We start from the raw sequence: 26167 nt of genomic DNA on the forward strand, positions 1-26167 counted from the left end.
TTGCCGAAGGTTTTTGGCAGTGGCGTAGAGCAGATGCTCAATTCATGCGATTGGGCTCACCGCTCATGATCGGAATTTATGTGCTTACGCAGCGGCGCCACCTGAGACAGGATGAGCCAGGCATCGCTACCGGGCCTCGGGCGTACGTCGCACCAGGCCACGGCCATAACAACAACAACGAGTTCTCGGATCGGAGCGCAACCTTTCACGACTCTGCCGCCGACTGCACTGGATCTCGAGCCCGAGGGGAATAACTTGAACAAGACTCTGATTCTGATGACTGGCCTGATGGCCTCCATCTGTGCCAACGCTCAGACACAAAACACCCTGAATGTCGCCCTCAACGCCGACATCCGCAGCACCCAGCCAGGCGTGAACCGTGACACCAACTCCGATGCGGTGGTGTTGCACCTGTTCGAAGGCCTGGTTGCCTTCCGCGAAGACGCAAGCGTCGGCCCGCTGCTGGCCAAGGAAGTCGTCACCTCCGACGACGGCCTGACCTACACCTTCAAGCTGCGCGACGGCGTCACCTTCCACAACGGCAAGCCGCTGACCTCCAAGGAAGTGCTGTGGACCTGGCAGCGCTACATGGACCCGGCCACCCAGTGGCGCTGCACCGCGTCGTTCGACGGCCACAGCGGCGCCAAGATCGTCGATATCAAGGCCCCGGATGCCCAGACCGTGGTCTTCACCCTCGACCAGCCCAACGCCCTGTTCCTGGCGAGCATGGCGCTGCCCGAGTGCGGTGGCAGCGGCATCATGCACCCCGACTCGGTGGTCAATGGTGAATGGACCACGCCGATCGGCACTGGCCCGTTCAAGCTGGCGACCTGGAAGCCGGGCCAGTACGTCGACCTGGACCGTTTCGCCGAATACAAGGCGCGTGACGAAGCTGCCGATGGCTATACCGGCAACAAGTCGACCACCCTCGACCGCGTGCACATGACCATCATCCCCGACCCGGCCGCCGCCAAGGCTGCGCTGTTGTCGCGCAACGTCGACATGCTCAACGACGTCAGCGCCCTGGAAGCCAAGGAGCTTGAAGCGCTGCCTGGCGTGCGCATTTCGGCGAGCACCACCATGTCGACCAGCGCCGTGCTGTTCCAGACCAAGGACCCGCTGTTCTCCGACGTGCGCATGCGCCAGGCATTGGCCCATGCCCTGGACACCAGCACCATCGTCACCGCGCTGACCGAAGGGCGTTCCAAGCCCAACCCGTCGATGGTCGCCCTTGGCAGCCGCTACCACACCGCTGCCCAGGACAAGGGCTGGGGCTACTCCCCCGAAGAAAGCAAACGGCTGCTCAAGGAGGCCGGCTACAAAGGCCAGCCGATCCAGCTGATCACCAACAAGCGCTACCCGAACATGTTCGACATCGCCGTCTATGTGCAGGCCATGGCCAGCCAGGTCGGCCTGAACATCCAGCTGCAGACCATGGAATGGGGCACCCAGCTCGAGCGCTACCAGAGCGGTAACTACCAAGTGATGGTTTCCACCTATTCCGAGCGCCTGGACCCGGCGCTGAACTACGACGCCGCCACCGGCGACAAGAGCAAGGAGCCGCGCAAGGTCTGGGATGACGCCAAGGCCCGCGAGCTGATCGCCGAGGCCCGCCGCGAAGGCGAGCCGGCCAAGCGCCAGGCGCTGTTCGACGAGCTGCACAAGGACATGCTGCGCGACCTGCCACTGATCCCGCTGTACAACGGCAATGCCATCACCGTGACCCGCGAGTACGTCCAGGGCCAGCGCCCATGGCCGGTGTCCAAGCCGCGCCTGTGGATGATCAGCGTCGATAAACAGGGGAAGAGCTGACATGTTTCGGTACATCCTTCAGCGGCTGGGCATGGCGATCCCGACCCTGCTGCTGATCGCGGTGGCGGTGTTCACCATCATTCGGCTGATTCCGGGCGACCCGGCGCTGCTGATGCTCGGTGACATGGCCGACGAACAGAGCCTGGCGAGCACTCGCCAGGCCCTGGGGCTCGACCAGCCGATGGCCGTGCAATTCGTGATCTGGTTCAAGGCGGTGCTCAGCGGCGACCTTGGCCATTCCATCACCACCCGCGAGGCGGTGCTGCCAATGATGCTCGAGCGCTTCGGCGTCAGCTCCAGCATCGTGCTGATCGCAGTGCTGCTCGCCAGCTTGATCGCGGTGCCCGCCGGCATGCTGGCGGCGTGGAAACAGAACGGTTCGCTCGACCTGTCGGTGGTGGCGGTGGCCACCCTGCTGCTGTCGATCCCCTCGTTCTGGCTGGGCCTGCTGCTGCTCTACGGCTTCGGCATCAAGCTGGGCTGGTTGCCGATCGTGGGCTACGTGAGTTTCGACCAGGACGCCTGGCAGTCGATGCGCTACATGATCCTGCCGGTGGCGACCCTGACCCTGGTGGAGATCGGCGCGATCACCCGTATGGCCCGGGCCAACGCCATCGAGGTGCTGCGCCTGGAGTACATCACCCATGCCCGGGCCAAGGGTCTGTCGGAAAGCGCGGTGCTGTGGAAGCACGCCCTGCGCAACGCCTTCGCCCCGACCATGACCCTGATCGGGCTGATCCTGGGCAACCTGCTGGGCGGTATCGCGGTGCTGGAAACGGTGTTCACCCTGCCCGGTATCGGGCGCCTGATGGTCGATGCGATCTTCGGTCGCGACTACCCGGTACTGCAGGGCTGCCTGTTGCTGGTCACCTTCATCTTCGTACTGGTCAACCTGCTGGTGGACCTGCTGTACCCACTGTTCGACCCAAGGGTGAAGCTATGAGCAAGCCTCAGACTCCGACCCTGTCCCCTGCGGACATGTCATCCACGCCGGCACCGCGCGCACGTCGCCGCCGGCCAATGCAACTGAATGCGCTGGTCGGCCTGACCCTGCTGGCGATCCTGACCCTGGTCGCCTTGCTCGGCCTGGTGTGGACACCCCACGACCCGGTGCGCCTGGACCTGCTGACGCGCCTGCAGCCGCCTTCGGCCGCGCACTGGCTGGGCACCGACGAATACGGCCGCGATGTGCTCAGCCGCTTGATGGTCGGCGCGCACACCAGCCTGTGGGTAAGCCTGCTGACGGTGATCGTCGCGGTGACCTGCGGCACCATTCTCGGTCTGCTCGCCGGCTACCTGCGCGGCAACGTCGACCGGGTGCTGATGATGATCAACGACACCCTGCTGGCCTTCCCCGGCATTCTCATGGCGCTGGCGCTGATGGCGATCATCGGCCCGAGCCAGTACGGCATCATCCTGGCCCTGAGCATCGCCTACACGCCATCGGTGGTGCGGGTGGTGCGCAGCAGCGTGCTGTCGCTGCGCGAGCGTGAGTTCGTCGAGGCCTCGCGGGTGATCGGCAACTCCGAGCTGTACACCATGTTGCGCCATGTCGCGCCCAACTGCGTGGCACCGGTATGCGTGATCGCCACCAGCATGTTCGGCTGGACCATCCTCGCCGAAAGCTCGCTGAGCTTCCTCGGCCTGGGCGTGCCGCCACCTGCTGCGACCTGGGGCAACATGCTTGCCGCCAGCCGTCCGTTCATTGCCTCCGCGGGCTGGCTGGGGCTGTTCCCCGGCATGTGCATCGCCCTTTCGCTGTTGGCCTTCAACCTTGCCGGCGACGCCCTGCGCGACCGCCTCGATCCGCGCATGAGGACGCTGCAATGAGCCAGACCCAACCCTTGCTGGCCGTCGAGGGCCTGAAGATCCGCGCCGGTGTCGATGGTCCGGTGGTGGTCGATGACCTGGCGTTCGATATCGCGCCGGGCCAGATCGTGGCGCTGGTGGGCGAGTCGGGCAGCGGCAAGACCATGGCTGCACGTGCCGCCATCGGCCTGTTGCCGCCGCCGATGCGTGTGTGCGGTGGCAGCATCCGCTTCCAGGGCCAGGACCTGGGCAGCCTGAGCCCGCAAGCCCTGCGCGAGATTCGCGGGGCGAAGATCGGCATGGTGTTCCAGGAACCCATGGTGTCGCTCAACCCGGCACTGCGCATCGGCGAGCAGATGGCCGAAGGCATGCGCCTGCACACCGAGTTCGACGAGCAGACCATCCGCCAGAAATGCCTGCAGATGCTCGGCGACATCGGCATCCGCGACGCCGAGCGCTGCCTGCAGGCCTACCCGCACGAGTTCTCGGGCGGCATGCGCCAGCGCATCATGCTCGCCTCGGTCATGCTGCTGCGCCCGGCGCTGCTGATTGCCGACGAGCCGACCACTGCGCTCGACTGCCTGGCCCAGTTGGACGTGCTCAAGCTGATGCTCGAGCTGACCGCCAAGCAGGGCACCGCCGTGCTGTTCATCAGCCACGACTTGTCGCTGGTGGCGCGTTATGCGCACAAGGTGGTGGTGATGCGCAATGGCAAGGAGGTCGAGCAGGGCCCGATCGACCAGGTATTGCTCAACCCCCGTGCCGAGTACACCCGTCAGTTGCTCGAAGCACTGCCCAGTCGTGGCGAGCTGCCGCCGCTGCCGCAGGCCAACGCGCCGCTGCTGCAGATCGATGGCGTGCAGATCGCCTATCCCGGCCCGCGCCGCCTGTGGCGCAAGAGCGAGGCGCGGCGCGTGGTGCATGGCGCCAACCTGCACATCGCACCGGGCGAGACGCTGGCGCTGGTGGGCGGCAGTGGCTCGGGCAAGACCACCTTGGGCCGCGCCATCGTCGGGCTGGTCAAGCCCAGCGCTGGCGAGATCCGTTTCCAGGGCCACGATATCGCCCAGGCGGCCAATCGCAGCCATCGCCTGCAATGCCAGATGATCTTCCAGGACCCGTTCTCGTCGCTTAACCCGCGCATGAGCATTGGCCAGATTCTCGCCGAGCCACTGCGCCATGTGCCGGACATGAGCCCGGCCCAGCGTCGCGCCCGGGTGCTGGCGACGCTGAACGACATCAACCTGCCGGAGCGTCTGATCGACCGCTTGCCGCACGAGCTGTCCGGCGGCCAGCGCCAGCGTGTGGCGATCGGCCGGGCGCTGGTGCGCAGGCCCAGCCTGGTGGTGGCCGACGAGCCGATCTCGGCGTTGGACATGACCGTGCAGAAGCAGATCCTCGAGCTGTTCGAGCGCCTGCAGAAGCAGTACGGATTCGCCTGCCTGTTCATCTCCCACGACCTGGCAGCGGTGGAGCGCATCGCTCACCGGGTCGCGGTGATGTGCCAGGGCGATGTGGTGGAAATCGGGCCGCGCGACGAGATCTTCGATCGCCCTCAGCATGCCTATACCCGGCAATTGCTGGCAGCGTCGTGCCCGTTGGAGAAGCTCGAAGGTGGCGGTTTCAGGCTGCGCCAGACGCCTGCGACGAGCTGATCCACAAACCTTGATTCACCTTCCTCGAATGGCGCCAACCCCGGTTGAGCGCCCAGGGGGAAGTCATGCCTTCAAAACATCCAACAACGAAAAAAGCAAGAAGGTGGGGAGCACAGACATGAACCGAGATTTCAAGAAAATCCTGATGGGCGCGAGCGTCGTCACGGTCCTTCCGGGGGCGGCCATGGCCGACTTCTTCAAGGACTCCAGCGCCAACCTGGATACCAAGAACTACTACTTCAACCGCGACTACCGCGAAGCGGCCAAGCAGTCCAAGCGCGATGAGTGGGCGCAGGGCTTCACCTTCAACTTCATCTCCGGCTACACCCCGGGCACCGTCGGCTTCGGCCTGGATGTCACCGGCATGCTGGGCGTGAAGCTGGACTCCAGCCCCGACCGTTCCGGCACCGGCCTGCTGCCAAAGGGCAGTGACGGACGTGCCGCCGACGAGTACTCCAAGCTGGGTGTGGCCGGCAAGGTGCGCATCAGCAAGACCGAACTGCGTGTCGGCGAGCAGGTGCCCAAGCTGCCGGTGTTGCAGCCCAACACCAGCCGCCTGTTCCCGCAGACCTTCCAGGGCGCGACCGTCAGCTCCAAGGACATCTCCAACCTGACCTTGGGCCTGGGCCAGTTCGACCGCATGCGTGACCGCGAGTCGACCGACCGCGAAACCATGAGCATGACCGCGCAGAACGGCGCCTACAAAGCCGCCACCAGCAATCAGTTCCGCTACGCGGGCGGTGACTACAACCTGCTGCCGGACCTGCAGCTGAGCTACTACTACGGCGAGCTCGAGCGCCTCTATCAGCAGCATTTCTTCGGCCTCAAGCACGCCTTCAAGTTCGGCCCCGGCACCGTGCGCAGCGAGCTGCGCTACTGGGATGCCGACAAGGACGGCGCAGGCCTGGCCGGCAAGGTCGACAACCGCGCGCTGAGCACCCGCTTCAGCTACGAGTGGGCTGGCCACAACTTCGGCGTGGGCTACCAGAAGCAGTACGGCGACACCCCGTTCCCGTATGTCGATGGCGCCAACACCTACCTGTTCACCGAGTATCAGCTGGTCAACTTCTCGCAGACCAACGAGCGTGCCTGGCATGCCCGCTACGAGTACGACTTCGCCGCCCTTGGCGTGCCGGGCCTGACTTTCGGCATGCGCTACGCCCAGGGCTGGGGGATCGAAACCACCAGGCTGGTCGGCGAGCAGGGTCGTGAGTGGGAACGCGACCTGGATATTAGCTACGTGGTGCAGTCCGGCCTGGTCAAGGGCTTGTCCTTGCGCTGGCGCAACGCCCAGCTCAACTCCAGCTATGCCAACGACATCAACGAGAACCGCTTCATCGTGGGGTACACCTGGGCGCTCTGGTAGCGCCGGGTTTCCCGCGGGAGGTGGCCTGCCTTCTGCTTCATGAACGACGCCGCCCGCGGCCATGGAATACTGTATGAAACGAATCGCACATCCACTGCTCACTGCCACGCACGGCACCCAACGCGAGATCGTCAGCGAGCACTTTGGGCCGGACGTCTACACCAGGAAGGTGTACATCCAGGCGTGCCTGCACGCCGACGAAACGCCGGCGATGCTGGTCGCCACCGACCTGCGCCAGCGCCTGCTGGCGCTGGAGGCGGCTGGCCGGCTGACGGCACAGATCGTCCTGGTGCCGGTGGCCAACCCGGCAGGGCTCGCCCAGTTCGTCATGGGCGCGCCGAGCGGACGTTTCGAACTGGGCAGCGGGCGCAACTACAACCGTGACTTTCCCTTCCCGCTCGAGGCGATCCTGCAGCGGGTGGAAGGGGAACTCACCGACGATGCCCAACACAACCTCAAGGCTGTGCGCGCCGCCTGGCAGCTAAGCCTGGAGGCGATCGCCCCGCGCGATGAAATGGCGTCGCTGCAGCGTCGGCTGATGCTGCTGGCACACGATGCCGACCTGGTCCTGGACCTGCACTGCTCGCGTGAGGCGGTGATGCACCTGTACACCTCCGAATGGAGCTGGGAGCAGGTCGAGCCGCTGGCCCGCTACATCGGCTCGCAAGCTTCGCTGCTGTCGGTGGATTCCCAGGCGTTGTCGTTCGACGAGGCGCTGAGCCTGATCTGGTGGCGCCTGCGCGAGCGTCTGCAAGGCGCCTACCCGATTCCGCTGGGCAATGCCTGCGTCACCGTCGAACACCGCGGCCAGCGTGATGTAGACAGCGCACTGGCACAGCAGGACGCCAGCGCGATCATCGACTACCTGTGCCATGCCGGCTTCATCAGCGGCGAGCCGGCGCCCCTGCCGGAACTGCTGTGGCCGGGCACCCCGCTGGCTGGCAGCGAGCAGTTCATCGCCCCGGTCGGTGGCGTGCTGGTGCACCGCGTTGCCCTGGGCGCCCGGGTGCAGCCGGGCGAACCGATGTTCGACCTGATCGACCCGCTCAGCGGCGAGGTGACCACGGTCCGCAGCGCCACTGCCGGCGTGTTGTACATGCGCCGCGACGTGCGCTTCGTGCGCCCTGGCGATCCGCTGGGACGCGTCACCGGCACCACCCCCATTCGCACCGGCAAGCTGCTCAGCGCCTGATCAGGAGTTTTCATGAACATCACCCATATCATCGACCGTGAACAGCGCTTCGGCGCCAACAATTACTCGCCGCTGCCGGTGGCCATCAGCCGTGCCCAGGGCGTCTGGGTCGAGGACTGCGACGGCAAGCGCTACCTGGACATGATGTCGGCCTACTCGGCGGTCAGCCATGGCCACGCCCACCCGCGGATCGTCGCTGCCGCCATCGCCCAGTTGCAGAAGGTCAGCGTGGTATCGCGGGCCTTCCACTCCGAAACCCTCGGTCACTTCCTCGAAGCCCTGTGCGAGATCGCCGGCTTCGAGGCCGCCTTGCCGATGAACAGCGGCGCCGAGGCGGTGGAGACCGCGATCAAGGCCGCGCGTCGCTGGGGTTATCGGGTCAAGGGCATCGCCCGTGACAAGGCGCGTATCGTCACCGCCACCGACAACTTCCATGGTCGCACCACTACCATCGTCGGGTTCTCCACCGAGCCGCAGTACAAGGATGGCTTCGGCCCGTTCAGCGACGGTTTCGACACTGCGACCTTCGGCGATATCGACAGCTTCCGTGCTGCCATCGGCCCGAATACCTGCGCCGTGCTGATCGAGCCGATCCAGGGCGAGGCCGGCATTCGCGTGCCGCCACAGGGCTTCCTGCGTCAGTTGCGCGAGCTGTGCGACGCCACCAACACCCTGCTGATTCTTGACGAGATCCAGTCCGGCCTTGGGCGTACCGGCAAGACCTTCGCTTTCGAGCACGAGGGCATTCGCCCGGATGGCCTGATCGTCGGCAAGGCGCTGGGCGGCGGGATCCTGCCGGTCTCGGCGTTTATCGCCGACCATGCGCTGATGGACCTGTTCGATGCCGGCAGCCATGGTTCGACCTTTGGCGGCAACCCGCTGGCGGCAGCGGTGGGCCTGGAGGCGCTGCGCGTGCTGCAAGACGAGCAACTGGCGCAGAACAGTGCCGAGCTCGGCGCCTACCTGCAACAGCGCCTGCGTGAGATGGCGGTGCCGTTCGTGCGTGATATTCGTGGCCGTGGGCTGTGGGTCGGGATCGAGCTGGACCGCCCGGCGCGGCCATACTGCGAGGCGCTGATGGCGCTGGGCGTGCTGGCCAAGGAAACCCACGAGACCGTGCTGCGCATCGCGCCGCCGCTGTGCATCAGCCGCGACGAGTTGGACTGGGGGCTGGAGCGGATTGCCCAGGTGCTGGTTGATTGCTAGCCGAGTGGCTTGGACCGCGGTGTTCTTCTCGCGGGCAAGCCCGCCCCCACGATCTTGCTATTGATCCTGATTCGGCTGTTTCCCTGTGCGCGGCCCTGTTCCCGATCACTTAATCGGCTGCGCTACCGCCAGTCAGTTTGAGCGTGCTCAAGGCCGCAACGCCGCTGTGGGCTGAAGTTGGAGTTCGATATGTCGAGAATACGCAAGTCAATCTGCGTTTCATTGACCGTGTCCCGGCAGGCGACAGCGTGACCTTGAGCGCTATCCTTTTAAGGGTTGGGGCTGCGCTTGCACGATCTCGATCAAGGCCCTGCGGTCCTGGATATGCGACTGTATGACGCCTTGAGCTTCACTGTCGCAGAATCAGGCGTGCGGCTAACTCGGGCAGTGCGGGTTGTCATGGTAAGTGATCAATCTCCTGCATTTGGACGCTATCAGCCCCATGTGCAGCCGATCATCGATTATCTCTGAAGGTTCTCGCTCAGCGCTATTGCGTTATTGCGGCGTACCGCAAAGACCATTGCCTGCGCTGTTCTAGGTGTCATGTGTCGGCCGTCAGGTACGAAGCCCGCTTATTGGGCGTTGTCAGGAAAACTGACGAGTTTCTATGCAGTAGGCCATCAGCTCTTGATCACTGTCGATCTCCAGCTTGCGCATGGCCGACACTTTTTGTGCACTCACCGTCTTGTTGCTGCGGCACAGTTGCCGCGCAATGTCACTCACCGACAAGCCAGTCACGAACAGGCGCAGCACCTCCATTTCACGAGGCGAGAGACTTTGAAAGCGATCCTCTATCTGGCCGGGGCGGACCAGCACCGAGCGCGCCTCGGGTTTAGGGCTGGTGTAGCGACGCTGCGAACTCAGAGCGGTCAACGCCTTCTCGATCTCTTGATGCAGGTGGTTTTTCTGGATCACGCCGACAACCCCCAGTTCCTGCAGGCGTGACAGGATCAGGCTGTTGGAAATCATCGTCAGCACCAGGACCTGCGTCTGTGGGAAATTGCGCAGCACGTACTCGATCAACTTCAGGCCATCGCCATAGGTGGCATCGCCGGGCATGTTGAAGTCAGTGATAAGCAGCTGCGGGTTGTGCTTGCGCAGCTGCTCAATCAACTCACTGGAGCTGACCGCCTCGCCTACTACGGTGTAGCGCCCATCGCGCTGGATGATTTCGCGCACGCCGAGTAGCACTATGGGATGGTCATCGGCGATGACGATCTTCAATTGAGACATTGGTGGAATCTCTTGCAGTAGATGGTAGGCATCATTGAGTTTGCTCGCCCAAAGATTGCGCCAATGCCGCGAGGCGGGCGCAGAGGGCTCTGATCTGTACGATCAGCGGCGCGTCGAGCGGACCCGCATGCAACGCTTCTTCCAGTTGCTGGCAGAGGTGGTGGAGTGCCTGTGCGTGCACACTGGCCAGAGCTCCACTCATGCTGTGCAGGCGTTGACGCACGACAAGTGCATCTGACGCCTGAAGCCCTTGCTCGATCTGAGAAATGTCCGCCACCAGCGTCTGAGCCATCAGCTCACGCATGGCAGGCGACAGCTCGATCCAGCCTTCCTGATCGTCCTTTGCCGACGGCGCCAAAGGCTGCAACTGCTGGCTATTGGCTTTACGGCAGTGCGACATCAGGGCTTGGCGGAGCATGCCCAGGCTCAGCGGCTTGACCACCCAGGCGCTCATGCCCATGGCCAGGCAATGCTCGCCTTCTTCACGTAGGGCGTTGGCGGTAACGCCGATGATCGGTACATCCACGCCCTGCACGCGCAGGGCTTGCGCCAGCTCATAACCGTTGAGACGTGGCATGTTGATGTCGGTGATGACCAGGTCGAATGTCTGGGTATGCCACAGTTTCAGTGCGTGTTGACCGTCGTTGGCAACCGTCGGGTGGGCACCCAGCGCTTCGAGCTGCTCGCGCAGCACCGCTTGGCTGACCGGATTGTCCTCTGCAACCAGTACGCGCACGTTCAGGCAGGGCTCATCCAGGCATGTAGGCAGCAGTGAGGTCGGCGGTGGCGGTGGCGCAGTGTGAACGATAGGCAGGGTGATCAGCAGAGAGAAGCTGCTGCCCAGCCCGGGCTCGCTCACAACCCGCATGCTCCCGCCCATGAGTTCGCTCAACTTTTTGCAGATCGACAGACCCAACCCTGCACCATTGCCATCCTGGCCGGGCGCGACCTGATAGAACGGCTTGAACAGTTGCTCAATCGCTTGCTCCCTGATGCCGACGCCGGTATCGGTGACCTGCCATTGCAGCGAAACGCAGTCGGCGTTGCGCGATTGCACAGTCAGACGCAGGCGAACACGGCCCGAGTCGGTAAACTTGATGGCGTTGCCCAACAGGTTGTGCAGTATCTGCCGCAGCCGCCCGGCATCACCCAGGATCTGCTTGGGGATCTGCGGATCTATCTCCGCTTCGATATCCAGGCCTTTGTTGCGTGCGGTTGCGCTGAAGGCAACCACTGCATCCTCCACCAGTTGAGCGGGGTCAAACGGCGCCTCCTCAACCGGCATCTGGCCCGATTCGATCTTGGATACGTCCAGTACGTTGCTGATCAGTTGGAACAGCACTGTTGACGAGCCCTGGATGACTTCCAGGTAGTGGCGTTGACGCTCGGTCATATCAGTCAGCGAGAGCAGTTCCAGATTGCCCAGCACGCCATAAAGCGGCGTGCGGATTTCGTGACTCATGGTCGCCAGGAACACGGTCTTGGCTTCGTTGGCGGCAGTGGCGCGGCGGTGTGCCTGGTTCAGCATCAAGGTCTCGTCTACATGCCGTGTGATGTCATTGCAGCCACACAGGAACACGTCCTGGCCCTCGTAGCGGGCGGCCACGACCACGACCTGAACATAGCGACCGTCGACCAGCAGGCAGGTCTCCCCGGGCGCCTGATCGCCATCATGGCTTTCCAGCAATTGGAGGACGGCTGGGGTGGCAGCCAACTGCGCAGCGCGCTGGTTTTCCAGCAGCAGCTTGCGGTCACTGCGACGCAGAACACACAACCCAACGGGTGCGTTGTGCAGCATCAGGCGGTTGAATGACTCGTTCTCGAACAGGCGTTCTTGCGCCTTTTGAGCTGGTATGACGATACGGGTCTGGTACCAGCGGTTGATCCACAGGCCGACCAGAATCGCCGCAATAAACGTCAGCATCAGCCCCATCAACGGCCATTTGGCATAGCGCAGAAAGTCCTGATAGCTGATTGCATAAAGGCCGGTCCAGCGCTCCCCGGAGTTCGATATCAACTTGAAACGCAGCCCCTGCTGATTGAAGCTCAGCCCCAAAGGAGCAGTGGTGCCTGGCTCCAGAGTGCCGAGCACTACGTCGTCCTCAGGCGAGATCAGGGTGAACTGGTTGTACACCGGCAATTGCAGCACCCGCTCGAACTCATCGACCTGGGCGGTATCGACGGTGGCGGCTAGGACCAGCAGGCCATTCGCTTTGCCGGCAGGAAGCAGGGCACTGGCAGCGTCCAGGCCGATCATCGCGACAATGCTGCGGTGCTTCTGGTACAGCTGCGAGGGCGCGCGCATCCAGCGCACACGATGATCGTTCAGCAGGGTCTGTGAGGGCAGGATTTGCTGCAGACGGTTGATGACAGAGCTGTATTGCTCTTGCAGCAGCGGCAGATGCTGGCGAGGTGCATCTGCGGCGGGAATTGCCAGGCTGGCTTCGCCGGCCGGGCTGAGAATGAACAGTTGTGGTGAAGAATAGAATGAACTGGCCCAGAACCCGCCAAAGTAGTCGGTCATCTGCACGCCCAAGGCCAGCGCTCGGCCTTCGTCTTCTTTGCTATAGCCTGGGCCATGGGCCAGGGAGAACGGCAACGAAAGGTCGAAACCTTTGGCCTTGAGCAACACCTGATCACCAATAGGCTGAGTCTGGATCACTGAAACGGACTGTACCGAGTGCAGGGGCGGCGAGCTGCTGTAACGGTAGCCGGTCGCTACATTTCGCATAAACGACTCGTGCTCGTGGATGATTTCCACGACCCGAGCGAAATGAAATTCGACGCGCTGTTGTTCGGCCTCCAGCAGCCGCGACACCGCCCAGTAGCAGGTGCTGGACAGAAGTATCAGCAAGCCTGTCATCAGCAACAGAGCTTTGTTCAGGCGTTGGGAACTCAGCGCCAGGGCGTCCAGGTGTAGGCTCGCGTGTTTCATGGGGGTAGGGCTCGGCTAAAGGAAGAAAATAGACCGACGCTAAAGGTGCGCAAATAGCGTCTATCGTCCTTGAACAGTCAGCACTTCCCTGAGCTGAATCGTTTGACCGTGAGGTTTCAAATTAGTGCTGGCCGTGGGCCATCTTCCCTTAATAAATTGGCCAAGTCATCCCGCGCGACGGCTGGAGAGATGATAAAACCCTGCACGTGGTCACACTTGATTCGGCGAAGCACTGCCAATTCGGCTTGGGTTTCTGCACCCTCGGCGACCGTGATGAGGCCAAGCTTGCGTCCCAGTTCGGTGATGCTGAGCAAGGCTGACGCCAAGCCGTCGTTTTCGCCGCAGCCTGATACCAGCGAGCGGTCGATCTTGAGCTCCGTGAACGGCGTCGACACCAGATTGAAGTACGAGCTGTACCCCCTGCCGAAGTCGTCCTGAGCGAGGCCGAACCCCATCAGCCGCAAGCGACATGCACCGGCGTAGTAGCTGCTGGACAGTTGGGTGGTAGAGGTCTCGGTGAGCTCGAAGGTGATCTGGCGGGGGTCGGCCTGGTTGATCCGTACCTGGGCCAGCAAGCGGTCGACCAGGTCGGCATGATCGAGCAGGTGGGTCGGCAGATTGATCGATACAGGCAGCGGATGGCCCATGCGCTCCCACTGTGCCTGGGCGCCAAGGGTTTGACCCAGCATGCAGGTGAGCAGCTCGATTTCCAGTTCGGCGTTTTCGATCTCATCGAGAAAAGCGCCGGGCATAAGCAAACCTTCGGCAGGATGTACCCAGCGCGCGAGCGCCTCGGCACCGACGATGCTTCCGTCATGCAGCGACATCTTCGGCTGGAACCACGCTTGGATTTCACCGTTCTCGAGGGCCTTGGCCAAGGTGCTGCGCGAACGGCAGCCTCGCGGTCTGCTGCTGAATGCTCGGGCCTGTTCGGTGAGGTCATCGAGTCGTTCGCGCAAACCGACAACTTCAGCCTCTCGGACCGGCTTGGAGATCAGGCCGGCGACGCGCAGCCCAAGATTCTTGGCGACCTGGCCGGAGCCAACCAGCATGCGTCGCGATGCTGCGGTCATCAATGCCAGGGCAGGGGGACGATGCAGTTGCGCCAGTTGCTGTATCAGTTGCACACCGTCCATATGCGGCATCATCAGGTCAGTCAGCAGCAAGTCATATCGGCTACTTGCCAGGCGCTGCAGTGCAGTGGCGCCATCCCAGGCCAGTTCCACCTCAAAGCCGCCTGCCGCCTGGAAGACAGTCGTCAGGTACTGGTGTTGAAACGGATGGTCCTCGACTATTAGCACGCGATACACGTTCACGACACGCTTCTCTGGTAAGGCTGCAAGCACTGGTACAAGGCGTGCAGCGTGAAGGGTTTGACAAGCAGGTGTGCCATGCCTGCCCCCAGGCAACGCTCTGCCTCATCCAGCATGGCGTTGGCAGTAGCACCGATGATCGGTACGCTGCAGCCCCTTGCGCGCAGCTCTCCGGTGAGTTGATAGCCGTTCATGCGCGGCATGTTGACATCGGTCAGGACGATGTCGAAGTCGGCGTCTTGCCACAGCGCCAGGGCCTCGACACCGTCGCGCGCCAGCACCACGGTGCAGCCTAGTTCCTCGAGTTGGTCGCGCAGAATGAGCTGATTGATCATGTTGTCTTCTGCCACCAGCAGGTGCAGATTCAGCCGGCCTTTCTGAACCGTGACAGGCTTCATCGGCTCGTCTTGCAGTTCTATGCCCAACGCTTGGCCGACGGCACGATTGAGTGCCTGAAGGTTGTTCAGCCCCACGCGCCAGGTGCGCTCGTCGACCTGGACAATGCCGTGTGCATCCTGCGCCACCACGACCCGATTACCATTCCAGTCATCTTTGAGGGTGGTACTGGCCTGACCTGGACACAGCTCGACCAGCGTCGCGCCAGTATCCAGTTGACTCGTATCCTGGCCTGTCAGCTGTGCCCGTGCCCCCCAGCGGCGCAGCCAGCCCGCAGTGTGCTCAGCCAGTTCCTGCACCTGCGAGTGGACATAGATGCGCTCACTGACCAGTGGCTGAGCCCAGGCGTACTGCGTGTGCGCTGAGACCTGCTCGAGCGGCAGGGTGAACGTGAAGCTGCTGCCCAGGCCCGGCTCGCTGAACACCCTGAGCGAGCCATTCATCAAGTGCACCAGGCGCTTGCAGATGGACAGGCCCAGGCCGGTGCCAGCGACCACATTGGCGGTCGGGCTGCTTTGAAAGAACGGCTCGAACAGCTGTTGTTGATCCTGCGTAGGAATGCCCTTGCCGGTATCGACTACCTGCCACTGCAACATGGCCCGTTCGCCCTCGCGGGACATCAGCAGCAGGCGCACCACAATGCGTCCGGTCTCGGTGAATTTGACTGCGTTGCTCAGCAGGTTGCCGAGAATCTGACGAATCCGGGTGACGTCCCCCAGCACGTGCTCGGGCAGTCGCGGATCAATACAGGCGAACAGCTGCAGGCCTTTGCTCTGGGCCGCGCCGGTATAGTTCTGGATTACGTCCTGAGTCAGCTCCAGCGGCGCAAAAGTCGTGAGCTCCAGTGCCAACTGGCCGGCTTCGATCTTCGACACATCCAACACATCGCAGATCAATTGCAGCAAGGATGCCGAGGAGCCTTCGATCGCGGTGAGGTAGCCGCGCTGCTGTGTGTCCAGCTGAGTCCGGGAAAGCAGTTCGAGCGTTGCCAGCACGCCATACAACGGGGTGCGGATTTCGTGGCTCATCGTTGCCAGGAACAGCGTCTTGGCTTCATTGGCTGCGTCGGCCAGGGTGCGAGCCTGCTGCAAGGCCATTTCGGTGGTTTTGCGTTCGGTGATGTCACTGAATGCACAGATCAGTACATCTTCGCGCTGATAGCGCGTTGGAGCATAGCTCAGGAACAGATGTCGACCGTCCGCCATCTGTAGTTCATCGGTGCTGCTTCGCTCTGTTTCGGAGCCAAAAGCGCGGTCAATCCATTGATGGCATAGCCGCGTTCGCTCATCGCCCATCCCCAGCCACTGTGTCGATAGTTGATTTTCCAGCACCACCGCGCCATCGCTGCGGCGCAGCACGCACAAGGCCACAGGGGCGACGTGAATCACTGCGCTGCAGAACGCCTCGCTTTCTATCAGGGCGTCAATACGCGCGGCGGCCGGCACGATCAACCGCTGGTTGATCCGCTTGACGCACCAGAGCATGAACACCGTGGCCAGAAGGCAAATAAGAAGCGCCGCCGCAAGCGGTATTGCCAAGCTGGGAAGCAAGGATTTCAGTTGTATGCTGTAGATGATTTGCCAGTTGGAATAGTCCAGATGTTTGCGGATAGTCAGCCTTTCCGGCAACCAGAACCCGCCCTCCCAGCCGAAGCTGTTGGACGTCGGGACGTTATCAGCCCGTCGCGTGCTTGCAGGCGGGAGCGGGGCGTTGCTCAGAATCAGTTGACCATTGGCATCCAGCAACTTGAAGTCACCAGCCTGCTCGTGCTGCAGGGCTTTGATCAGGTTTGGGCCATCGACCTCGAGCCCCAGCCAGCCTGAGGTGGCCTTGCGTTCGTCCATTCTGATGAAGATATACAGCGGTGAATCCAGTCGGCCGGGATCGGTCAGCCAGAGTTCATCTTGAGACGCCTGGATATCGTTGGCCGACCGCACGCGCTCAAGCACCCGCGAGGGCATGCTCTCAGCATGGGTGGCGGCGGTGAACAGGCGTTGCACCTCTGCGCCTGGCGTTTGCGGCACATAGATCAGGTTGACCTCGTTGGTCCGCAAGTAATCGAGCATGCGCCGGGTCAGCCATAGGCTCCAGATTTCATGGTCCTGGCCGAGGATGATATGAATCTCCTCTTCCGGCACATTGTTGGTTTCGGCGGCGGCAAGCGTGGGTTGCCTGACCGTAGACAACCCCAACCCTTTGAGCAGCGTCTGGCGGCTGACGAAGAAACCCTGAGCATCAAAGATCGCTTCGTTCATGTAGCTGCGGCGGGACGATATCTCCTGATTCAGCGTTACACGAAGGTAGCTGTAAGCACCGATGAACACTCCCGCTACAAGGCTGAAGGCGAACAGGCACAGGAGCTTGCGCGCCGCCTGCGGCGTCGAGAGCGAGGAGTGGAGCGTCGGGATCAGGTGGTCAGGTCTCATCGGCGCCAGCCTAGTTTGCGGCTGCCGTGTCCTGAATAGGACGGATCTCAATCTCTAGTCGGCAAGCCTTGGTCAGCGGCTGCTGAGCATGGGGGGATGCTTAGGCATGCTTCAAAGCACTTTCTGGGTAATCACATAGCGGCCTTGTTCGACCGCGCTGCCCGTGGCGTTGATCAGTACATACTCCTGATCCATCTTGGTTGAGGGCTGCGGCAATGGCTGGATGCTGATGTGCTGGGGCGGTGTGCTCGCAGCGGCTTGAACCGTCAAGGTCGAAAACGTCGCATCCTGCGCACATGATTCCCACACCCTGCCTTGGCTGTACGTGGTGACATTGCAGAGTCCAGTCACCACCGCTCCAGTGAAGCGCACAGTGCCATGCAGCGGCGTCCTATCTTCGGCCTGGCTCAATAGGGGCAAAGAGCAGAGCACCGCAGCAACGAAAAATCCTTTCATGTTTGCATTCCAATTTTGAGTGACTAATCGGCTTATCGGCTGGCGGCCAAATAGGGTGAGAGCTGAATCCTTTCACCAGACGAATGGTCCGGCATGCACGATTCCCTGCCGCGAGGATTTTTCCATCAAGTCAGTACAGACCCCCTTAGCGGGGCTGAAATAGCACTCTGATCAACTGCCCGGGCATGGTGCCGCGGCGAATGTGGCCGATGTAGCGGCGCCCGCCACCTGTTGCATGGCTAGGAAAGTGTTATCTGTGCCGAAGCGGGTCATACCGGCGTGGAGAAACGGCCGGCGCATCAAGGGCGACCCGCGATCTGGCAGATTGCGGCTCGTCGCAGGTACGCTGGCAATCATTTCGTGGTGTGGGGGGCTGTGCACCAGAGGCAGATAACCAAAGCGTTGCATTGGTCCTCCAATAAAATCAGCACCTGAACATCGGGCTTTTCTGCATGCCCATGCCGCCCATTTCCGGTTGGTCAGAAACTTCGCTTGGGGTTTCCTAACGCCTGAAGGCCAACTATTTTTCCGTGGAAACCTATTTGCTGAATGGCGCCTCTGCCGCTATTAGTTGGCCTGTGCTGGGCAGATTGGCTTTTGAGATTCGTCTTATGTTGATCACGGGTGAGCTAAGTGATAGTTCAATCCCCTGCTGACAGTATGCGTTGCCAGGGACCTATCACTTATAAAGCGAGGCCTGTCATGTCTGTTCGTTCAATCAAATACTCCGCATTGTCCTGCGCTGCCCTGGTAACTTCTTTCATGCTCACCGCTGCGCAAGCGGCCGATGGTCAAATCGAGTTCACAGGCGTGGTCAATGACAACGCGTGCACAATCAATACTCAAAGTGCTACTCAGTCTGTCGATATGGGTCAAGTGCGTATCGCAGACTTCCCAAATACCGTCGGTGCCCTGGCTGCCAATGGCGGTACACCTTTCAGCATTTCGCTGGAGAACTGCAGCGGGCCGACACTGCATAACGCAACCGTGAAGTTCAGCGGTCAGCAAGCCGCCAGCGATGCGACGGTATTGGGCATGGTCGGCAGCAATCAGGTTGCAGGCGTGGGTATTCAGATCGCCGATGCCCGCACCGGTGCCAAGCTGCCGCTCAACACTGAAAGCGCTGCCTACAGCCTGCGCCCAGCCAGCAACACCTTCGACTTCACTGCCTCTTACGTGCGCTTGGTAGCCGACACGGTAGACACCGACGGTGCCGTCACTGCGCGTGGTATTGGCACCGGTCGCGTCAATGCCATTGCCAGCTTCGACATCACTTATCGCTAATTACGCTGAATCACCAGGGTCCACGTGCAGCGTGGATCCTGGGCCAAGGGTGTGACATCAGATGAAATCGAAACTCGCAGGGTTGTTCGCCCTGGTACTTAGCCTTAGCAGCGTGCTGGCGCATGCGGGTGTCAATGTAGGCGCCACGCGGGTCGTCTATCAGGCCAAGCAAAAGGAAGCGAGCCTGTCAGTAACCAACTCCGCTGAAGACAATATTCCTTATCTGATCCAGTCCTGGGTCAGTGAGTACGGTGGCAGTGAGAGCAGCAGCGATGCCTTTCTGATTACGCCTCCATTGTTCCGTCTCGATCCCGGTAGTCAGAACATGCTGAGGATTATGGCCATCGATAAAAGTGTCTTCGCCAGCGATAAAGAAAGTTTGTTTACGGTCAATGTAAAAGCTATTCCCGCAAAGTCCACCGATCCGGCCCATCAGAACGTGCTGCAGATTGCCGTTAAAACCAGTATCAAACTGTTTTATCGCCCTGAGGGGTTGCAAGGCAATTTAGTTGACGCTGTGGCAGGGCTAAAAGCTTCAGCTGGACAGGGCCGTCTGCATATTCAAAACCCGTCTGGCTACCACGTGGTCGTCAGCAAGCTGGTGGTCAATGGCATCGAGCGTAAAGGGCTGCTCGAACTCATCAAGCCAGGCGAAAGTAGGATCGTTGACCTCCCTGTACGCGCAGGCGACACGATTAACCTTACTTACATCAATGAGTACGGCAGCGCAGTCGAAGCACCGGTAAAGACCCTGGTCAATTAATTCATTTGCTTGCATGAGGGATACGCCATGGCAACGGGGCGCATGAGTCAGCGGCTGCGTCACACCCCGGCTGCCTGTCTATCCTTGGTTTTCGTTTGCGCTGGTCCATCCAGTGCGCTGGCTGCCATTGATTTCGATCCCAGCTTTCTGGAAATCGGCGGAGGACGCGGCGGTGAGGCTGTGGTTGCGCAAGTTGGTGCGCTCAGTCAAGGCCAATTGCCCGGAATCTACCAGGTGTCGCTCAGCTTGAACGGCAAGGCGCTGGATGTGCGGGATGTGCAGTTCATCCGCACGCCGGCAGACCAGCCGGCGAGCATCACCGCGTTGTACCCTTGCTTTACCCTGGCTGCGTTGCAGGAGTTGGGCGTCGATACTGACCGTCTTGCGAGCGCCGAAAGTTACGAACATGGGTGTATAGCGTTTTCCGGCAGCTTGGCTGGCGTGACGTATGACTACAACTTCGGCAAACAGCAGTTGCAGTTGCAAGTCCCTCAAGCGTTCATTGGTGAAGTGCCCTTCGAGTTGCGGCGTCGGCGTTGGTCGGACGGTGAGTCTGTGGCGTTCGCCAACTACACGTTCACCGGCAGCGATAACCGCAACGACAACAGCCGCCGGCAAGCAGAATTCGGCAGCCTGCGCAGTGGGATCAATGCCGGTGCATGGCGTCTGCGTAATTTCTCTACGTACCAGAAAAGTACTGGCACGGCAGGCCAGTGGAAGTCGGTGGATACCTATGTCCAGCATGCGCTCGGCGACAGCATGGCCATTGCGACCGTTGGCGAGGGTGCGACCAGCAGTGACTTGTTCGATGCGATTTCCTATCGCGGCGTCAGTGTCGCGACGGACTTGGACATGCTGCCGGATGATGCGCGTAACTTCGCCCCAGTGATCCGCGGGATCGCCAACGGTCGCTCGTTGGTGACGCTGCGTCAACGTGGTTATGTCATTAGCGAGCAGTGGGTGCCGTCTGGCCCGTTTGCGCTGAAAAACCTGTATTCCACACCCGGTAATGGTGACATCGAAGTGACCGTGGAGGGGCCCAATGGCGATCGTCAGGTCTACGTTCAATCGTTCTCGTCGGTGCCTTACATGCTGCGCGAAGGGCAGCAGAGCTATGAATTCACCGTGGGCCAGTATCGTTCCGCCAACTCGACGTCCGGCCTGCCAAAACCGACCTTCGCCCAGCTTAGCTACCGCCGCGGCGTGGCCAGCGGCACGACGCTGCTGGCCGGCAGCATCTTGAGCGCTGATTATCGTTCCGCGCTGTTCGGCATCGCGCAGGACATCGCAGGCTTTGGCGCAATTTCTCTTGACGTGACTCAGGCAGCGACGCGTGGTATCGATGCGCGCAGCAGTTCTGGCCAGTCGTATCGCTTTCGCTACTCGAAGTCCGTAGAGGCGACCGACACCAATTTCAGTCTGGTTGGCTACCGTTATTCCACAGCGGGCTATTACAGTTTCAACGAGGCGGTCAACTTGCGTGCCAAATCGCCTGCGACCGCAGTGATTGATGACGAACACCTGCTCGACAGCGCGTTGTTAGCTTCCGAGTACTTTTCCGGGCATATGAAAAGTGCGTTCACCGCCAATATTTCGCAGCAGTTCGGCGCGTATGGCGGAATGTTTGCCAACCTTAGCAAGACCCAGTTCTGGAACCAGACACGCAGTACCACCTCGCTTCAATTGGGCTATAACTTCAGCGTCGGCAGTGCAGCCTATACCCTGAGCCTGGCCCAAGCGCGCGGGGCAGGGCAAACCCAGAACAGTGTATCGATAGGGGTCAGCCTGCCGCTCGGCGGTCCAGGGTCGAGTCGCAGGGTAAGTGCGGGAGCCAGCCGCGACAATGCTGGCAACGCCAACCGCAACCTCAATTTGAGCGACTCGCTGCTTGCCGACAACGCATTGACCTACAACCTGGGCCTGGAGCAGCGCGATACCCAGGGTGACCGCTTGACGGGACATTCGCTGGCCGCGCGCTACAACGCCGCCAATGCCGTTTGGCACGGTGCCTACAGCTCTGATCGGCAAAGCACGCAATTCGACTATGGCGTCGAAGGTGGCCTGGTCGCCACCAGCGATACTGTCATGTTCACCCAGCCATTGGGCGAGACCAACATCATCGTCTCTACGCCGGGCGCCGCTGGCGTTGGCGTTAAGTCGCGCAGCGGCATCCGCACCAATCAGTCCGGCTATACCATCGTGCCGTCAGCTCAGCCTTATCGGGCTAACAAAGTGTCGCTCAACACCGACACCTTGTCTGACACCACTGACATCAGTGATCTGGTCCAAGAAGTCTTGCCTACACGCGGCGCCTTCATCAAGGCGGCTTTCGAAACCCGTAACGGTCGACGTCTGTTGGTCAGGCTGGTGACACCAGACGGTGAGGAAGCGCCGTTTGCGGCCCAGGCCACTCTCAGTGACCAGGCCGGCCATTTGCTCAGTAGCGCCATGATTGCCGACAGCGGCCGGGTATACCTCACGGGGGTGCCGGATGTATCGCAATTGATCGTCGAGGTGGACGGCAAACCTTGGTGTCAAGCGCCTTTGGATCTCGAACACTTCGCGCTCAAGGGCGAAGGCATCGAGCAGATAGCGATCACCTGCGCGCGTTCACCGATGAGCTCCTAAGGATTCTTGATATGAAGCTTCTTACCTCAACCCCTCGCCCGAACATGGCCCAGACGTGCTGGACAGCACTCATCATGATCATGGCGGTGCTGTTTCACCCCGCTGCGCAAGCGTTCGTCGGCAACAACTTGACCTGCGCCAGCACGCCTTTGCAAATGGACAGAGGCACCTTGGCTCCGGGCGATATATTCACGATTCCCGTGAGCCTTGATTGCAACATCACTCGGCGCTTCCCCGTCGGTGCCAACATCACTTACACCGCGCAATATTCGAACGGTACACCCCTTGGCACATTTGTGGTCATGGCCAACGGTCAGCAAGTCAGTCGGGGGGGGCTTGGAACTACCGGTACGACTTGCATGCCTAACGGCTGCACCGCGCTGCCTGTCGGCACGCGATTCACGATTTCGACCACTATCTACACGAGGGCGGTGGACAGGCCTGGGCCCTACTTTCTGCTGTTCAACTACGCAATCACTTCCATTGGCGGCTACGAGAATTGGTCGGAGTGGGTTTATTCCGGGTTGGTGCAATACACCGTGGCAAACCCGGCCTGCAGGTTGAACTCCACCGCACCTTCCAACGTGTACTTCGGTACGCTGTCGAACGCTGAAACTGCAAGCGCCAGTCAGGTAGCGAACATCGCTGTCAACTGCCAGTCAGCATCGACCATTCGTGCAACCCTCACACCCACGCAAGCTGTCGTGAACGCGGCACAAGGACTTTCCGCGACCACCTTGTCCGGCTTGTCCATGGCCAGCACCTGGGCTGACACGAACAGCCCGGTCGCACTTGGCAGCGCGCGAAGCATCGCGCTGGCAGCGGGCACTAACAACCTGAGTTTGCGCTTTCAGCCGAGGTTGAATAATGCGGGCGCTCCGCCAACAGGCAATTTTTCCAGCCAGTACACCCTAACGCTAACGTACCCCTGATCTTCCGGAGCTGAACCATGAGAATTCCATTTTTTTGTGCTGCGGCTGCCCTTGTAATGAGCGCATCAGCTAACGCCGCTACCGAGTCGGTGACCATCAACGTGAGTGGCACTCTCACGCGACCGCCGTGCACCTTGACCAGCGCCAGAACCCTCACCGCCAATTTTGGCAGTATCGAATACGACAAAGTGGCCGCAGCGCCGGCAATCGATCTGCCCCTGGCGCTCACCTGTCCAGCTAACTCATCGTTCACGATCGCAATTACGGCTTCGAGCGCGCTGACCGACACCATCGCATCTGCCGGCCGAGCGAACCTCGGCTACCAGCTGCTGCGCAAGGACAACAACACCGCCATCAATGTGCGCGGGGTGGCGCGGACGGTGAGCAATGTATCGGGGGCAGTCGATCTTGGTATGTCGGCCAGGCTGGTTGCGCAGGGCGCGCTGACTGAGGGAGCCTTTTCGGCCTCGGCGGTCGTGAATATTGTTTATCTATAAATCGACGGGGGCTGGGATGAGGGGGATCATTGCACTGTGCCTGCCTGTGTTGATGTGCCAGGCAAGCCTGGTCCGCGCCGACGCAGCGAGTGAGCTGCAAGTTACCGGCGCGTTGGTACGGCCTTTGTGCACCACACTGTTCCCGCAGAGCCAGAGCGTTTCGTTGCCAGCGATAAGCCGCAACGAACTGACGGCTGGCTCATCTCCTTGGACCGACGTGCCGCTGGCGTTTCGCTGCGCCGACGATACTCGGGTGAATCTGCGCCTGGTGCCGGCTGATGCGGCATACGACGACGCCACCCTCAAGACCACCCTCAATGGACTGGGTTTGCGTCTGCGGCTCCGTGACCTGACTTCGGCCTCGCCGACATCTGCTTTGCGGCTCAACGAAGTGTTGGCGTTCACCGTTTCCGGTGGAAATCTGCAGCTTAGTTTGGGAGCCAAGGCGATCAAGATGGGGGATCAGACTCCAGCGGTTGGGGGGTATCAGACACAGTTGCTGATGGTTATGGAGTATTTGTGAGGGGAAGGCCGATGAGTACTATTGGATTTCTTCGGACAAATAAAAAGCCGGCTTGTGGCCGGCTCTCGGGGACGGGCTTGGCTAATTTTTGGTAAGCCGCAACCGCCTTAACAGGTTGGCCATCGAGGCCTGAAAAAGATGACAAACGGCCGTGTGGGGCGTCGTCAGGTGCTCTGGGATGCGGCTTGTGCCGACCCTCGGCTAAATGTGCCGCGTAGCATACTAGGGCTCGCCAGGGATGCCCAGCGAAAATTGGCACCGGGTGTGTCATACGGGCCGCTGACGGCTGAACCACGACCACCAGAATACCCAACCCAATACCTGCATGCCCTGGGCGTGGCGCTGGGCCGGGGTGTAGCGCTCGACGGCGTAGTTGCGTCGGTCGTGGCTGTGCAGGCACAGCGTGCCGTTCTGCCCCACGCTGAGGCTGTGCACCCGCAGCCGGCCCTCGTGCAGCAGCGCGTAGGTCTGCCCGTCGACCACGCGGGTCAGGCTGCGGTCGATGGCCAGGGCGGCGCCAATGGGGATCAGCGGGGCCATGTTGGCGTCCGGCATGTCCAGGCAGATGGCATTTTCCGGGAGGATGCCGAGCGTCTCCAAGGCCTGGGCCGACACCAGCAGGTGGCGGTCCGGATCCGGTATGAGCTGGCCGTCGAGCAGGCGGTGGAAATCGACGCAGATCTGCCTGCCGCCATGGCCGGGTAGCGTGGTTTCGGGTTGAGGCAGGCCAGGACGCAGGATCGGGCTCGGGTGCTTGGGGCCTTCGCCGTTGCGCAGCCAGCGGCGATGGACGCAGAACAGGTCGGCGAGTTCGTCCAGGCGCGCCAGGGGAATACCCCGTTTGAACCAATTGTTCACGTGCTGGGGCGTGACCTTGCGCTGGGCGGCGAAGTCGGAAGCGGTCAGGCCACATTCCTGCAGAAGGGTCTTGAGACGGTCACCGGAATTGTTCATGGCGGCGAGTCTAGATTGTGGCGCGAGGCGAGGGAATAAACAGGGTGTTTATGCTGATGGTGGGAATCTGGAGTTTTTGTCGGCCGTTTTTGCAGGCTAATGTGGGATTTTTCTCTTATTTATGGATGAGGCATTTGAAGACCCCGCAAGAAAACGGTGTCTGTATCTGGCAGGCATAAAAAAACCCGGCACACATGGCCGGGCTTTTTCATGGCAAGGCGGTCATCAGCCCTTGTAGGCGGCAACCGACTTGGTGATCGCGGCGCGGGCGGCGTCAGCGCCTTCCCAACCTTCGATCTTGACCCACTTGCCCTTCTCCAGATCCTTGTAGTTGGCGAAGAAGTGCTCGATCTGCTGGATCAGCAGGGCCGGCAGGTCGGTGTACTCTTTCACGTCGACGTACAGCTGCGACAGCTTGTCGTGCGGTACGGCGATGACCTTGGCGTCGCCGCCGCCGTCGTCGGTCATGTTCAGCACGCCGACCGGACGGGCGCGAATCACCGAGCCTGGGGCGACCGGGTACGGGGTGACGACCAGCACGTCCAGCGGATCACCGTCGTCGGCCAGGGTGTTGGGGATGAAGCCGTAGTTGGCTGGGTAGAACATCGGGGTTGCCATGAAACGGTCGACGAACAGGGTATCGCTGTCCTTGTCGATCTCGTATTTGATCGGCGCGTGGTTGGCCGGGATCTCGATGGCGACGTAGATGTCGTTCGGCAGGTCCTTGCCCGCAGGAATCTTGCTGTAGCTCATTGGGCTTTGCCCCCGTGATTGACCAAAAAAGTGG

General features: G+C 61.3%; 20 protein-coding genes and 1 pseudogene. 14 read left to right on the plus strand and 7 right to left on the minus strand.

Annotated features, from left to right (window positions below; all coding sequences use genetic code 11):
* The first annotated feature begins 255 nt into the window (after positions 1-255).
* The 7 genes from ACK3BK_RS02930 (at position 256) to rocD (ending at position 9040) form a co-directional block, all read left to right on the plus strand.
* Positions 256-1812, plus strand: coding sequence for an ABC transporter substrate-binding protein (locus tag ACK3BK_RS02930; RefSeq protein ID WP_411383695.1), 1557 nt, complete (start codon positions 256-258; stop codon positions 1810-1812).
* Between the two features lies 1 nt (position 1813).
* On the plus strand, positions 1814-2755 hold the full coding sequence (locus ACK3BK_RS02935) for an ABC transporter permease (RefSeq protein WP_063542551.1): 942 nt from the start codon (positions 1814-1816) through the stop codon (positions 2753-2755).
* Positions 2752-3642, plus strand: a complete 891-nt coding sequence (locus ACK3BK_RS02940) for an ABC transporter permease (RefSeq protein WP_411383696.1) — start codon at positions 2752-2754, stop codon at positions 3640-3642. The genes ACK3BK_RS02935 and ACK3BK_RS02940 overlap by 4 nt, the downstream gene beginning before the upstream one ends.
* A complete protein-coding gene (locus tag ACK3BK_RS02945) occupies positions 3639-5276 on the plus strand; it encodes an ABC transporter ATP-binding protein (protein WP_411383697.1) in 1638 nt (545 codons plus the stop codon). The genes ACK3BK_RS02940 and ACK3BK_RS02945 overlap by 4 nt, the downstream gene beginning before the upstream one ends.
* 118 nt (positions 5277-5394) lie before the next feature.
* Entirely contained in the window at positions 5395-6642 is a 1248-nt protein-coding gene (locus ACK3BK_RS02950; RefSeq protein WP_411383698.1) for an OprD family porin, read from the plus strand.
* A 73-nt stretch (positions 6643-6715) separates the two neighbouring features.
* Positions 6716-7834 carry a succinylglutamate desuccinylase/aspartoacylase family protein gene (locus ACK3BK_RS02955; protein WP_411383699.1) on the plus strand — a complete coding sequence of 373 codons (1119 nt, stop codon included), beginning with the start codon at positions 6716-6718 and terminating at the stop codon, positions 7832-7834.
* A gap of 12 nt (positions 7835-7846) precedes the next feature.
* On the plus strand, positions 7847-9040 hold the full coding sequence (rocD, locus tag ACK3BK_RS02960) for an ornithine--oxo-acid transaminase (RefSeq protein WP_411383700.1): 1194 nt from the start codon (positions 7847-7849) through the stop codon (positions 9038-9040).
* 585 nt (positions 9041-9625) lie between these two features.
* Here rocD and ACK3BK_RS02965 read toward each other — a convergent pair.
* The 5 genes from ACK3BK_RS02965 to ACK3BK_RS02985 form a co-directional block, all read right to left on the minus strand.
* Positions 9626-10273: a response regulator gene (locus ACK3BK_RS02965; protein WP_411383701.1), complete on the minus strand. Its 648-nt coding sequence runs from the start codon at positions 10271-10273 to the stop codon at positions 9626-9628.
* A gap of 31 nt (positions 10274-10304) precedes the next feature.
* Positions 10305-13208: an ATP-binding protein gene (locus tag ACK3BK_RS02970; protein WP_411383702.1), complete on the minus strand. Its 2904-nt coding sequence runs from the start codon at positions 13206-13208 to the stop codon at positions 10305-10307.
* 116 nt (positions 13209-13324) lie between these two features.
* Entirely contained in the window at positions 13325-14524 is a 1200-nt protein-coding gene (locus ACK3BK_RS02975) for an EAL domain-containing protein (protein ID WP_186669205.1), read from the minus strand.
* Complete coding sequence (locus ACK3BK_RS02980) at positions 14521-17343, minus strand: ATP-binding protein (RefSeq protein ID WP_411383703.1); 2823 nt, start codon at positions 17341-17343, stop codon at positions 14521-14523. The genes ACK3BK_RS02975 and ACK3BK_RS02980 overlap by 4 nt, the downstream gene beginning before the upstream one ends.
* A 111-nt stretch (positions 17344-17454) precedes the next feature.
* Positions 17455-17799 (minus strand): hypothetical protein, encoded by a 345-nt coding sequence (locus ACK3BK_RS02985; RefSeq protein WP_411383704.1) that lies wholly within the window; start codon positions 17797-17799, stop codon positions 17455-17457.
* Between the two features lie 187 nt (positions 17800-17986).
* On the opposite strand from ACK3BK_RS02985, the pseudogene ACK3BK_RS02990 reads away from it, so the two are divergent.
* The 7 genes and pseudogenes from ACK3BK_RS02990 to ACK3BK_RS03020 all read left to right on the plus strand — a co-directional run.
* A pseudogene (locus ACK3BK_RS02990) lies at positions 17987-18138 on the plus strand (IS5/IS1182 family transposase); the annotation flags it as partial.
* A 363-nt stretch (positions 18139-18501) separates the two neighbouring features.
* Complete coding sequence (locus tag ACK3BK_RS02995; protein ID WP_411383705.1) at positions 18502-19083, plus strand: fimbrial protein; 582 nt, start codon at positions 18502-18504, stop codon at positions 19081-19083.
* Positions 19084-19144: 61 nt separating this feature from the next.
* A complete protein-coding gene (locus ACK3BK_RS03000) occupies positions 19145-19846 on the plus strand; it encodes a molecular chaperone (protein WP_186669211.1) in 702 nt (233 codons plus the stop codon).
* Positions 19847-19888: 42 nt separating this feature from the next.
* A complete protein-coding gene (locus ACK3BK_RS03005) occupies positions 19889-22474 on the plus strand; it encodes a fimbria/pilus outer membrane usher protein (RefSeq protein ID WP_411383706.1) in 2586 nt (861 codons plus the stop codon).
* Between the two features lie 11 nt (positions 22475-22485).
* Positions 22486-23406 (plus strand): fimbrial protein, encoded by a 921-nt coding sequence (locus ACK3BK_RS03010; RefSeq protein ID WP_411383707.1) that lies wholly within the window; start codon positions 22486-22488, stop codon positions 23404-23406.
* A 17-nt stretch (positions 23407-23423) separates the two neighbouring features.
* A complete protein-coding gene (locus ACK3BK_RS03015) occupies positions 23424-23903 on the plus strand; it encodes a fimbrial protein (protein ID WP_186710326.1) in 480 nt (159 codons plus the stop codon).
* A 16-nt stretch (positions 23904-23919) separates the two neighbouring features.
* Entirely contained in the window at positions 23920-24426 is a 507-nt protein-coding gene (locus ACK3BK_RS03020) for a fimbrial protein (RefSeq protein WP_186669216.1), read from the plus strand.
* A 267-nt stretch (positions 24427-24693) separates the two neighbouring features.
* On the opposite strand, the gene ACK3BK_RS03025 is transcribed toward ACK3BK_RS03020, so the two are convergent.
* Both ACK3BK_RS03025 and ppa read right to left on the minus strand, forming a co-directional pair.
* Positions 24694-25380 carry a helix-turn-helix transcriptional regulator gene (locus ACK3BK_RS03025; protein WP_411383708.1) on the minus strand — a complete coding sequence of 229 codons (687 nt, stop codon included), beginning with the start codon at positions 25378-25380 and terminating at the stop codon, positions 24694-24696.
* Between the two features lie 225 nt (positions 25381-25605).
* Complete coding sequence (gene ppa / locus ACK3BK_RS03030; protein ID WP_003255365.1) at positions 25606-26133, minus strand: inorganic diphosphatase; 528 nt, start codon at positions 26131-26133, stop codon at positions 25606-25608.
* Positions 26134-26167 lie beyond the last annotated feature (34 nt).

The organism is Pseudomonas sp. L7 (assembly GCF_046605565.1).
Lineage (GTDB): Bacteria > Pseudomonadota > Gammaproteobacteria > Pseudomonadales > Pseudomonadaceae > Aquipseudomonas > Aquipseudomonas wayambapalatensis.

Coding starts and splice junctions, on each gene's coding strand:
- ACK3BK_RS02935 (WP_063542551.1), top strand. CDS start 1,814: ATGTTTCGGTACATCCTTCAGCGGCTGGGCATGGCGATCCCGACCCTG.
- ACK3BK_RS02940 (WP_411383696.1), top strand. CDS start 2,752: ATGAGCAAGCCTCAGACTCCGACCCTGTCCCCTGCGGACATGTCATCC.
- ACK3BK_RS02945 (WP_411383697.1), top strand. CDS start 3,639: ATGAGCCAGACCCAACCCTTGCTGGCCGTCGAGGGCCTGAAGATCCGC.
- ACK3BK_RS02950 (WP_411383698.1), top strand. CDS start 5,395: ATGAACCGAGATTTCAAGAAAATCCTGATGGGCGCGAGCGTCGTCACG.
- ACK3BK_RS02955 (WP_411383699.1), top strand. CDS start 6,716: ATGAAACGAATCGCACATCCACTGCTCACTGCCACGCACGGCACCCAA.
- rocD (WP_411383700.1), top strand. CDS start 7,847: ATGAACATCACCCATATCATCGACCGTGAACAGCGCTTCGGCGCCAAC.
- ACK3BK_RS02965 (WP_411383701.1), bottom strand. CDS start 10,273: ATGTCTCAATTGAAGATCGTCATCGCCGATGACCATCCCATAGTGCTA.
- ACK3BK_RS02970 (WP_411383702.1), bottom strand. CDS start 13,208: ATGAAACACGCGAGCCTACACCTGGACGCCCTGGCGCTGAGTTCCCAA.
- ACK3BK_RS02980 (WP_411383703.1), bottom strand. CDS start 17,343: ATGAGACCTGACCACCTGATCCCGACGCTCCACTCCTCGCTCTCGACG.
- ACK3BK_RS02985 (WP_411383704.1), bottom strand. CDS start 17,799: ATGAAAGGATTTTTCGTTGCTGCGGTGCTCTGCTCTTTGCCCCTATTG.
- ACK3BK_RS02995 (WP_411383705.1), top strand. CDS start 18,502: ATGTCTGTTCGTTCAATCAAATACTCCGCATTGTCCTGCGCTGCCCTG.
- ACK3BK_RS03000 (WP_186669211.1), top strand. CDS start 19,145: ATGAAATCGAAACTCGCAGGGTTGTTCGCCCTGGTACTTAGCCTTAGC.
- ACK3BK_RS03005 (WP_411383706.1), top strand. CDS start 19,889: ATGAGTCAGCGGCTGCGTCACACCCCGGCTGCCTGTCTATCCTTGGTT.
- ACK3BK_RS03010 (WP_411383707.1), top strand. CDS start 22,486: ATGAAGCTTCTTACCTCAACCCCTCGCCCGAACATGGCCCAGACGTGC.
- ACK3BK_RS03015 (WP_186710326.1), top strand. CDS start 23,424: ATGAGAATTCCATTTTTTTGTGCTGCGGCTGCCCTTGTAATGAGCGCA.
- ACK3BK_RS03020 (WP_186669216.1), top strand. CDS start 23,920: ATGAGGGGGATCATTGCACTGTGCCTGCCTGTGTTGATGTGCCAGGCA.
- ACK3BK_RS03025 (WP_411383708.1), bottom strand. CDS start 25,380: ATGAACAATTCCGGTGACCGTCTCAAGACCCTTCTGCAGGAATGTGGC.
- ppa (WP_003255365.1), bottom strand. CDS start 26,133: ATGAGCTACAGCAAGATTCCTGCGGGCAAGGACCTGCCGAACGACATC.